At 54.1% G+C, this 11,385-nt stretch carries 8 protein-coding genes; 4 read left to right on the plus strand and 4 right to left on the minus strand.

Translation table 11 applies throughout. The features are described from left to right. Positions 1 to 221: 221 nt before the first annotated feature. From ycaO to pflA, 4 genes are all read left to right on the plus strand, one after another. A complete protein-coding gene (ycaO, locus tag AC6I8F_RS12485; RefSeq protein ID WP_021508349.1) occupies positions 222 to 1,985 on the plus strand; it encodes a 30S ribosomal protein S12 methylthiotransferase accessory factor YcaO in 1,764 nt (587 codons plus the stop codon). Between the two features lie 353 nt (positions 1,986 to 2,338). Beyond that, positions 2,339 to 3,199, plus strand: a complete 861-nt coding sequence (gene focA, locus AC6I8F_RS12490; RefSeq protein WP_021508350.1) for a formate transporter FocA — start codon at positions 2,339 to 2,341, stop codon at positions 3,197 to 3,199. A gap of 69 nt (positions 3,200 to 3,268) precedes the next feature. Beyond that, positions 3,269 to 5,551, plus strand: a complete 2,283-nt coding sequence (gene pflB, locus AC6I8F_RS12495) for a formate C-acetyltransferase (RefSeq protein WP_058769544.1) — start codon at positions 3,269 to 3,271, stop codon at positions 5,549 to 5,551. A gap of 163 nt (positions 5,552 to 5,714) precedes the next feature. Further along, positions 5,715 to 6,455, plus strand: a complete 741-nt coding sequence (pflA, locus tag AC6I8F_RS12500; RefSeq protein WP_494260317.1) for a pyruvate formate lyase 1-activating protein — start codon at positions 5,715 to 5,717, stop codon at positions 6,453 to 6,455. A 99-nt stretch (positions 6,456 to 6,554) separates the two neighbouring features. On the opposite strand, the gene AC6I8F_RS12505 is transcribed toward pflA, so the two are convergent. From AC6I8F_RS12505 to lolA, 4 genes are all read right to left on the minus strand, one after another. Next, positions 6,555 to 7,706, minus strand: coding sequence for an MFS transporter (locus AC6I8F_RS12505; protein WP_498028078.1), 1,152 nt, complete (start codon positions 7,704 to 7,706; stop codon positions 6,555 to 6,557). A 313-nt stretch (positions 7,707 to 8,019) separates the two neighbouring features. Further along, a complete protein-coding gene (gene serS / locus AC6I8F_RS12510) occupies positions 8,020 to 9,312 on the minus strand; it encodes a serine--tRNA ligase (RefSeq protein ID WP_021508354.1) in 1,293 nt (430 codons plus the stop codon). A gap of 97 nt (positions 9,313 to 9,409) precedes the next feature. Further along, complete coding sequence (locus AC6I8F_RS12515) at positions 9,410 to 10,756, minus strand: replication-associated recombination protein A (RefSeq protein WP_021508355.1); 1,347 nt, start codon at positions 10,754 to 10,756, stop codon at positions 9,410 to 9,412. A gap of 7 nt (positions 10,757 to 10,763) precedes the next feature. Next, the gene (lolA, locus tag AC6I8F_RS12520) at positions 10,764 to 11,375 is read right to left on the minus strand and encodes an outer membrane lipoprotein periplasmic chaperone LolA (protein ID WP_010618286.1); all 612 of its coding nucleotides are present in this window, start codon (positions 11,373 to 11,375) and stop codon (positions 10,764 to 10,766) included. Between the last annotated feature and the right edge of the window lie 10 nt (positions 11,376 to 11,385).

Here is an 11,385-nt window from a genome sequence, read left to right on the forward strand (position 1 = left end):
GATCACATTTCCAGATCCCGCTCCACCGCAGCTTATGTCACAAATGTAATAAGCCACGGAATTTTGTGAGGCAGCGCGGTGAAGTAAAATCAGACAGCTGCCAGAGCGCGAAAAAGCCGTAACAATGCGTTGAGAAATTTGGCGGAGCAATAGCGAAGCAGGCGCAAAACCCGTATTATTGCGCGCTTTACGCCCAACCATCGACTTGAGAGAGCGCCACCATGACGCAAACGTTTATTCCAGGTAAAGACGCCGCACTGGAAGACTCCATCGCACGCTTCCAGCAGAAACTGCAGGATCTGGGTTTCAACATTGAAGAAGCTTCCTGGCTGAACCCGGTGCCGCACGTCTGGTCTGTGCACATTCGCGACCGCGACTGCCCGCTCTGTTTTACTAACGGTAAAGGCGCCAGTAAAAAAGCGGCGCTGGCCTCAGCGCTGGGCGAATATTTTGAGCGCCTCTCAACCAATTACTTCTTTGCCGATTTCTGGCTGGGCGAAACCATCGCTAACGGCGACTTCGTGCACTACCCGAACGAGAAATGGTTCCCGCTGACCGACGATGACAGCCTGCCGGAAGGCATTCTGGATGCACGCCTGCGTAAGTTTTACGATCCGGAACAGAGCCTGAGCGCGTCTGACCTGGTGGATCTGCAGTCTGGTAATGCCGATCGCGGTATTTGCGGCCTGCCATTTACCCGCCAGTCCGATCAGCAAACTGTTTACATTCCGATGAACATCATCGGCAACCTGTATGTGTCTAACGGCATGTCCGCTGGCAACACCGCCAATGAAGCGCGCGTACAGGGCTTATCCGAAGTGTTTGAGCGCCATATTAAAAACCGCATTATTGCGGAATCCATCAGCCTGCCGGAAATTCCTGAAGCGGTGATGCAGCGCTATCCTGGCGTGGTGGAGGCTATCAATCGTCTTGAAGCGGAAGGTTTCCCGATTTTCTCCTATGACGCTTCGCTGGGCGGCAACTATCCGGTGATCTGTGTGGTGCTGTTCAACCCGGCTAACGGCACCTGTTTTGCCTCTTTTGGCGCCCATCCGGACTTTGGTGTCGCGCTGGAACGTACCGTCACCGAACTGCTGCAGGGCCGCGGCCTGAAAGATCTCGACGTGTTTACCCCGCCCACCTTCGATGATGAAGAAGTGGCTGAACACGCTAACCTTGAAACCCACTTCATTGATTCCAGCGGTCTGATCTCCTGGGATATGTTCAAAGACGATGCCGACTATCCCTTTGTCGACTGGAGCTTTGCCGGCACCACCCATGAAGAGTTCGATACGCTGATGGCGATCTTCCGCGCGGAAGATAAAGAAGTGTATATCGCCGACTACGAACACCTCGGCGTTTACGCCTGCCGCATTATCGTACCAGGCATGTCTGATATTTACCCTGCCGAAGACCTGCTGCTGGCTAACAACAACATGGGTGCATCACTGCGTGAAACGCTGTTGTCCCTGCCGGCAACCCAGTGGCAACCCGAGGAGTATCTGGCTCTGATCGAACAGCTGGATGAAGAAGGTCATGATGACTTCACCCGCGTGCGTGAACTGCTGGGGCTGGCGACCGGGAAGGACAACGGCTGGTTCACGCTGCGTATTGGCGAGCTGAAAGCGATGCTGGCGCTGGCCGGTGGCGATCTGGATCAGGCGCTGATCTGGACGGAATGGACCATGGAGTTCAACCAGTCGATCTTCAGCCCTGAGCGTGCCAACTACTATCGCTGCCTGCAGACTCTGCTGCTGCTGGCGATGGAAGAAGATCGCGATCCGCTGCAGTATCATCGCGCCTTTGTGCGCATGTATGGCGAAGCCGCCGTTGACGCCGCTTCGGCTGCCATCAGCGGTGAGGCACCATTCTACGGTCTGCAGGTGGTTGACCGCGATATGCACGCGTTTCCGGCGCATCAGGCACTGCTGGCCGCGTATGAAAAATTACAGGCGGCAAAACGTCGTTACTGGTCTGCGAAATAAATCGGCGCATTTTGTCTGTGACCAATTAGCCTGAAAATTAACGGGCACTGGCAGTATCCAGTGCCCTTTTTTTATGCCGCTGAAAATTCATCGGGCGCAGAAAATAATAAATAACAATTCACTATCATTGATAAACAGCATTTAACAAAATAGCCCTTAAGCCAGCCGCGACTTCAACTTATTTTGCATAAATTAAAAATTATTTATTTAATAAATTTCAATAGATTACTTGAATTTTTGGCCATTTTACGGCTTTGCTTAACCCTGCCGTTTCGGCAAATATGATCCACATCAACTCCTGACCTATACTCCTTTGTTAGTATCTTTACAGACAATTTCTGGAGAGCGTTAGTGTGAAAGCTGACAACCCTTTTAATTCATTATTACCGGCGGCGATGGCAAAAGTCGCAGAAGATGCCGGTGTCTATAAAGCGACTAAACATCCCTTAACCACCTTCTTTCTGGCTATCACTGCTGGCGTCTTTATTTCCATTGCCTTTGTGTTTTATATCACCGCCACCACCGGCAGCGGCACTATGCCGTATGGCATGGCCAAATTGATCGGTGGCATCTGCTTTTCACTGGGTTTAATGCTGGTTGTCGTCTGTGGCGCTGATTTGTTTACTTCAACGGTGCTGATTGTGGTGGCTAAAGCCAGCGGACGCATTACCTGGCTGCAACTGGGTCGTCACTGGCTCAATGTCTACGTTGGCAACCTGTGCGGCGCGCTGTTTTTTGTGGCGCTGATTTGGCTGGCCGGTGAGCATATGGTCGCAAATGGTGCCTGGGGATTGAATGTCTTACAGACCGCCGACCACAAAATGCATCATACGTTTATCGAAGCGGTAAGCCTCGGTACACTGGCTAACCTGATGGTGTGTCTGGCGGTGTGGATGAGCTACTCCGGCCGTAGCCTGCTCGACAAAATGGTAGCGATGATTTTACCGGTTGCGATGTTCGTAGCCAGCGGCTTTGAGCACAGCATCGCCAATATGTTCCTGATCCCGATGGCCATCATGATTCGCGATTTTGCCAGTCCGGAATTCTGGCAAATGACCGGTGCCAGCGCGGCGCAATTTCCTGCACTGGGCATTGGCGATTTTATTGTTAATAACCTGATTCCCGTGACCATCGGCAACATCATTGGCGGCGGTCTGTTAGTCGGGTTGACCTATTGGGTTATCTATCTGCGCGACGGTGAGTCCGCGCACTGAGTCATTAAGTACGGGCGTGCTGAGCAGCGCGCCATACGTTACAGTCTCCCTAAATAAGGCAGGTATATCATGTCCGAACTGAATGAAAAAATGGCGTCAGCCTGGGAAGGATTTAGCGCCGGTGAATGGCAGAACAGCGTCAACGTCCGTGACTTCATCCAAAAAAACTACACGCCGTATGAAGGTGACGAAGCATTCCTCGCCGGCGCGACGCCAGCCACCACCAAACTGTGGGACAGCGTGCTGGAAGGCATCAAAATTGAAAACCGTACCCATGCACCGGTTGATTTCGACACTGATTTAGCGTCTACCATCACCTCACACGATGCGGGCTATATTAACAAATCGCTGGAAACCATCGTTGGTCTGCAGACTGAAGCCCCGCTGAAACGCGCCATTATCCCGTTTGGCGGCATTAAAATGGTGGAAGGCTCCTGTAAAGTTTACGGCCGCGAGCTGGACCCGGCGCTGAAGAAAGTTTTCACCGATTACCGCAAAACCCACAACCAGGGCGTGTTTGACGTTTACACCCCGGATATCCTGCGCTGCCGTAAATCCGGCGTGCTGACCGGTCTGCCAGATGCGTATGGCCGCGGTCGTATTATCGGTGACTACCGTCGCGTCGCGCTGTACGGCATCGACTTCCTGATGAAAGACAAAGTGGCTCAGTTCAACTCACTGCAGAGTGACATGGAAAATGGCGTTGATCTCGAAGCCACCATTCGCCTGCGTGAAGAGATTTCTGAACAGCACCGCGCACTGGGCCAGATCAAAGAGATGGCCGCCAAATATGGCTTTGATATCTCCCTGCCAGCCACCACCGCGCAGGAAGCAGTACAGTGGACCTACTTCGGTTACCTCGCAGCAGTGAAATCACAAAACGGTGCCGCGATGTCGTTTGGTCGCGTGTCCACCTTCCTTGACGTTTACATCGAGCGCGATATCAAAGCCGGTAAACTGAGCGAAGAGCAGGCACAGGAACTGATTGACCATCTGGTGATGAAACTGCGTATGGTGCGCTTCCTGCGTACGCCGGAATACGATGAGCTGTTCTCTGGCGACCCAATCTGGGCCACTGAATCACTGGCAGGTATGGGCGTTGACGGTCGTACGCTGGTGACGAAAAGCACCTTCCGCTTCCTGAACACGCTGTACACCATGGGTCCATCACCGGAACCAAACATGACCATCCTGTGGTCTGAGAAACTGCCGGTTAACTTCAAAAAGTATGCGGCAAAAGTCTCCATCGACACCTCATCGCTGCAGTATGAGAACGATGACCTGATGCGTCCGGACTTTGACAATGATGACTACGCCATCGCCTGCTGCGTGAGCCCGATGATTGTCGGTAAACAAATGCAGTTCTTCGGCGCACGTGCCAACCTGGCTAAAACACTGCTGTACGCAATCAACGGCGGTGTGGACGAGAAGCTGAAAATGCAGGTCGGCCCGAAAGAAGCGCCAATCACTGACGATGTGCTGGATTATGACACCGTGATGGCGCGTCTGGACCACTTCATGGACTGGCTGGCAAAACAGTACGTCACGTCACTCAACATCATCCACTACATGCATGATAAGTACAGTTATGAAGCCGCGCTGATGGCACTGCACGACCGTGACGTTTATCGTACCATGGCGTGTGGTATCGCGGGCCTGTCAGTCGCCGCGGACTCACTTTCAGCGATTAAATATGCCAAAGTGAAACCTGTCCGGGACGCCGATGGTCTGGCAGTGGACTTCGAAATTGAAGGTGAATATCCGCAGTTCGGTAACAATGATCCGCGCGTGGATGACCTGGCCTGTGACCTGGTTGAACGTTTCATGAAGAAAATTCAGAAACTGCAGACCTACCGTAATGCGGTGCCAACGCAGTCGGTACTGACCATCACCTCCAACGTGGTATACGGTAAGAAAACCGGTAACACCCCGGATGGTCGTCGCTCCGGTGCGCCATTTGGACCAGGTGCCAACCCAATGCATGGCCGTGACCAGAAAGGTGCTGTCGCTTCACTGACTTCCGTGGCCAAACTGCCATTTGCCTACGCCAAAGACGGTATCTCTTATACCTTCTCTATCGTACCGAATGCGCTGGGCAAAGATGATAACGTGCGTAAAACCAACCTTGCTGGCCTGATGGATGGTTACTTCCATCACGAAGCCAGTATCGAGGGCGGCCAGCACCTGAACGTTAACGTCATGAACCGTGAAATGCTGCTGGATGCCATGGAGCACCCTGAGAAATATCCACAGCTGACCATCCGCGTTTCCGGTTATGCCGTACGTTTCAACTCGCTGACGAAAGAGCAGCAGCAGGATGTGATTACCCGTACCTTTACTCAGTCGCTGTAATCCTCCTCACTGTAATCGAAAGGCTCCTGCGGGAGCCTTTTCTCCACAAGCCAGTTTTGCCAGTCTGCTTTTGCAGGCAGTCTGGCAAAACCGACTTACATCCTCAGAGCACAACACAGATTGTGCCGCCTGCACGCCAGGCTGAACCGGAGAATACATCGCAATGTCAACCATCGGTCGTATCCACTCGTTTGAATCCTGCGGCACCGTTGACGGTCCCGGCATCCGTTTTATCACCTTCTTCCAGGGCTGCCTGATGCGCTGCCTGTACTGCCACAACCGCGATACCTGGGACACTCACGGCGGTAAGGAGATCACCGTCGATGAGCTGATGAGGGATGTGCTGTCGTATCGCCACTTTATGAATGCGTCTGGTGGCGGCGTGACAGCATCCGGCGGTGAAGCCATTCTGCAGGCTGAATTTGTGCGCGACTGGTTTCGCGCCTGCCAGGCCGAGGGCATCCATACCTGCCTCGACACCAACGGCTTTGTGCGCCGTTACGATCCGGTAATCGATGAACTGCTTGATGCAACTGACCTGGTGATGCTCGATCTCAAGCAGATCAACGATGATATTCATGAGATTCTGGTCGGCGTGTCAAACCACCGCACGCTGGATTTCGCCCGCTATCTGCAAAAGCGCGGTAAAAGGACCTGGATTCGCTATGTGGTGGTGCCGGGTTATTCGGACGATGACGATTCGGTACATCGCCTCGGTGAATTTTCTAAAGACATGACTAACATTGAGAAGATCGAGCTGCTGCCTTATCACGAACTCGGCAAGCATAAATGGATTGCGATGGGTGAAGAGTACAAGCTGGAAGGCGTGAAGCCGCCAACGAAAGAGACCATGGAGCGGGTGAAAAATATTCTTGCCGGTTACGGCCATAACGTCATGTATTAAGACGGTTGGCCTGTAGCTAAGGCCTCGCCGGCAAGAAACAGAGGCGTAACCGCCGGGACATTTGCGACAGGTTGCGAATGTCCCGTTTAAGCACCGCCGTCAGGCATGCGCCACCGGTGTTGCGTGCTGATCGGCTTTACGCAGCAGCATCACCAGATAGACCAGCGCCACCACCGCAATCATCACAAACAGCAGGCGATCGGAATAGTTTTGCATCAGCATCGCGGTCATCCCCGGCCCGACCAGACTGCCAACGGTATAACTGAACAGCAGCGCCTGATTCATCGCCACCAGTTCATGATGCGCCACCGTTTCACACGCCCAGGACATCGCCACCGGATAAAGCGTAAAGCCAGCCAGCCCCAGCACAAACAGTGCCGGTGCCATTGCCGTTCCGCTCAGCATAGCAATCGCACCCAGAATCACCACGAATACCTGCACGCGCAGCACCATCAGGCGACCAAAGCGGTCGGCAAGACGCCCTACCGGCCACTGACCGACAATCCCGGCACTGACCAGCAGCGCCATCCAGTAACCCACGGTGGCATCGCTCATGCCCTGATGCGAAAGATAAAGCGGCATCAGGCCGTAAAGCGAACCGAGAACGATACCGGAGATAATGCAGCCGTTGATACCTAACCGCGAGCTGCGGCGGCGCAGCATGCTCCAGATACGCCCGGTTGAAGCTTCTTCAGTAGCCGCACCAGCGTTGACCTGCACAAACACCACGGGCAGCACGGCGCAGACGATCAGCGCGCTCACCCAGGGAATGACCTGCAGCAGCTCTGTCGAGACACGGCTCACCAGCAGCTGACCGGCAACGGTGCCAAGATAATAGATGATCATATAAGCGGCCAGCAGCTGACCGCGATTGCGCACGGTACCGCTGCACAATAGTGCACTCTCAACCACCACCCAAATCAGTGCACAGCCTACGCCCGCGGTGAAGCGCAGCAACGTCCAGCTGTAGAAGCCGTCCAGCAGCACCATGCCCATGGTTGCCAGCGCGAACAACACGCTGGCAAGGTAAAAGCAGCGGTTGAAGCCATAGCGATTAATCAACCAGCCCGCCAGCAAGGTGCCCAGTAAGTTACCGGTGTAATAAGCAGAGCTCGCCATGCCCACCTGCCAGGTCGGCAGTTGATCATGGGTGAGCCACAGCGGCACCAGCGTATTAAGCACAGCAATAGACACCGTCATCAGCATTAAGCCGCAAAGCAGCAGCAGGACGGGGCGCGACCAGGTTGACATAGGGAATAAAACCAAAAGAAATGAACAGATTTGCGCGCAGTTTGCCATTGGCGATGGCAAAGTCAATGTGCAAAAAAACAGCGCCGCACATTTTGCTGCTGAACAATTTATTATTTTTATCTTCAGCGGGTTACAGGACTACAGAAAGGTCTTATATCTGAATCTATCTACATGAATTTATACATTTTTGATGGTTTGACGCGCAGCGATGACGATAACGTTTATTTCTGATTAATTCCGGTTAAAAAATAATGACTGACGCGCTTAAGAAATAAAAAACCCGGCCTGAGCCGGGTTAGTGCATGAGTGCAAATTAGCCGATATATTCCAGCCCGCCCATATACGGGCGCAGCACGTCCGGCACTGCAATGCGACCATCCGCCTGCTGATAGTTTTCCAGCACGGCTACCAGCGTACGCCCCACCGCCAGGCCTGAACCATTCAGCGTGTGCACCAGACGCGGTTTTTTATCCGTTTTGCTGCGGCAGCGAGCCTGCATGCGGCGCGCCTGGAAATCCCACATATTCGAGCAGGAGGAGATTTCACGGTAGGTGTCCTGCGCCGGCAGCCAGACTTCCAGGTCATAGGTTTTGGCTGAGCCGAAGCCCATGTCACCCGTGCACAGCAGCACTTTACGGTACGGCAGGTTCAGCAGCTGCAGCACTTTCTCCGCATGGCCGACCAGCTCTTCCAGCGCGTCCATGGAGGTTTCCGGTGCGACGATCTGCACCATCTCCACTTTGTCAAACTGGTGCATACGGATCAAACCGCGCGTGTCGCGGCCGTAAGAACCGGCTTCGGAACGGAAGCAAGGCGTGTGGGCAGTGAGTTTGATCGGCAGAGATTCCTCTTCAACGATCTCATCGCGCACCAGGTTAGTCAGCGGCACTTCGGCGGTCGGGATCAGCGCATAGTTGCTGCTGCCTGCTTCTTCGCCCAGCGGTTTGGTATGGAACAGATCCTCACCAAATTTTGGTAACTGACCGGTACCGTACAGCGTCTCGTGGTTCACCAGATACGGCACGTAAGTTTCCAGATAACCGTGCTGCTGGCTGTGCAGATCGATCATGAACTGGCTCAGCGCGCGATGCAGACGGGCAATCTGGCCCTGCATCACGATAAAGCGCGAACCGGTCAGTTTCACCGCCGAGGCGAAATCCAGCCCTTTGACCGCTTCACCCAGCTCAACATGATCTTTCACCGGGAAATCGAACTGGCGCGGCTGGCCCCAGCGGCTCACTTCCTGGTTTTCGCTATCATCTTTACCCAGCGGCACTTCATCGGCCGGCAGGTTAGGCAGCGCAAGCGCAAAGTCACGAATTTCGTTCTGCAGGGTATCCAGCTCTGCTTTCGCCGCATCCAGGCGTTCGCCCAGCGCGTTCACTTCCTGACGCAGCGGCTCGATATCTTCCCCACGTGCTTTGGCCTGACCGATGGATTTGGAGCGGGAGTTACGCTCAGCCTGCAGGTTTTCAGTTTCTACCTGCAAAACCTTACGACGCTCTTCGAGGGAGCGCAGCGTATCCACATCCAGTTTAAATCCCCGGCGTGCCAGTTTTTCTGCGACTGCGTCTGGCTCATTACGCAGCAGATTGGGATCGAGCATGCTTATCCTGTGTAATAAAAGGTTGATTGAACGAATGGAGGGATGCATTCCACCGGAATGCATTGAAATCCTTGCTCACCTTACCGTAACGCGTTTATCAGCGGTAGCGTTTTATCGGGCTATTTTGATCCTGTTCAGCAAGCCAGGCGAGTTTTTCACCGATCTTGCTTTCAAGGCCACGATTGGTGGGTTGATAGTAGCGGGTCTGCGCCATTTCCGGCGGGAAAAACACCTCGCCGGCCGCATAGGCATTGGGTTCGTCATGCGCGTAACGGTACTCTTTGCCGAGGCCCATCTCTTTCATCAGCTTCGTCGGTGCATTACGCAGATGTTCCGGCACATCGTAATCCGGGAACTCACGCGCATCACGCATCGCCGCTTTGAAGGCGGTATAAACAGCATTGCTTTTTGGCGCACAGGCCAGATAAACAATTGCCTGGGCAATTGCACGTTCCCCTTCCGCAGGCCCGACGCGGGTAAAACAGTCCCACGCGGCAATTGCTACCTGCATGGCGCGCGGATCGGCATTACCGACATCTTCCGAAGCAATCGCCAGCAGCCGCCGCGCCACGTACAGCGGATCGCCACCGGCAGTGATGATGCGCGCGTACCAGTAAAGCGCCGCATCCGGGGCTGAACCACGAACCGATTTGTGCAGTGCCGAGATGAGATCGTAAAAGCGGTCGCCTTTGTTATCGAAACGCGCCGCGCGTTCACCCGACACTTCATTCAGCAGCTGTGGCGTTAGCTCCCGCTGTCCCTGCGCATTGAGCTCAGCCATATCGGCCATCATTTCCAGCGTATTCAGTGCGCGTCGTGCATCACCATTGACCAGTTCAGCGATCATGCGCCGGGTATTGTCCGGTAACAGAATATCGCTGTCGCCGTAACCGCGCGTTTTATCCTGCATCGCCTGATCCAGCACCTGTTCAATATCCGCGCTGGTCAGCGATTTAAGCAGATAAACGCGGGCGCGCGACAGCAGTGCCGAGTTCAGTTCAAAAGAAGGATTTTCCGTGGTTGCGCCAATGAAGGTGATGGTGCCGTCTTCAATGTGTGGCAAAAACGCATCCTGCTGGCTCTTATTGAAGCGATGCACCTCATCAACAAACAGAATAGTGCGACGCCCCACCTGGCGATTCTGCCGCGCGCGCTCAATGGCCTCGCGGATCTCTTTAACGCCGGAAGTCACCGCTGAAATGCGTTCGACATCGGCTTTGCCGTAATGCGCGATGATCTCCGCCAGCGTGGTTTTACCGGTACCCGGCGGTCCCCATAAGATCATGGAGTGCAGCTGACCCGCTTCAATAGCGCGCGGCAACGGCTTACCGGCCGCGAGCAGATGCTGCTGACCAATATATTGCTGCAGCGTCGCTGGCCGCATACGCGCAGCCAGCGGTCTGAACTCATTTGACGGTGCAAAATCCAGCGACAGGTTACTCACCCTCACCTCACTGACGTTGATCGTCCACCGTTACCCCTTTTGGCGGCGTAAAGGTGAATTTATCCGGGCTGATAGCGCCGTTTTTCTGGCTCTTCAGCTGATAGCTGCTGCGCTGTCCATCCTGCTCGATCGCGCTGAACTGATTGATGGTGCCTGCGGAAGTGACATTGATGGTGAACTGTTTCAGGTTGCCATCGCTGCTTTTAGGCGTCAGCTCAAAATTATCCCCCTGCTGCTTAATGTTGTACTGCTGCCAGTCAGAGGGCTGGTTACGCGCAATCAGCATAAACGGCGTGTTGCTGGTGGCATTCTGCAGCAGGCTAACGCTCGCCTGTTCCACAAAAGGATTATAGAACCACAGATTTTTACCGTCGGAGATAATCACGCTTTCGTCCGGTGCAGTCATGTGCCAGTTAAACAGGCTCGGACGTTTTACCCACAGTTCGCCTTCGCCGTCCTGCACATTTGCGCCGCTACCGTCAGTCACCTTCTGACTGAAGCTGGCATGGAAGCTGTTCACTTTATTAAGGCGCTGCTGCAGATCGCTGGAAGCATCCGCCAGGGCAGAAGAAGCAACAAAACCGGCCAGCAGGCCACAGGCAATAACGCGAAATTTCATCTGATACGAT

This window comes from gamma proteobacterium symbiont of Axiagastus rosmarus, assembly GCF_059730925.1.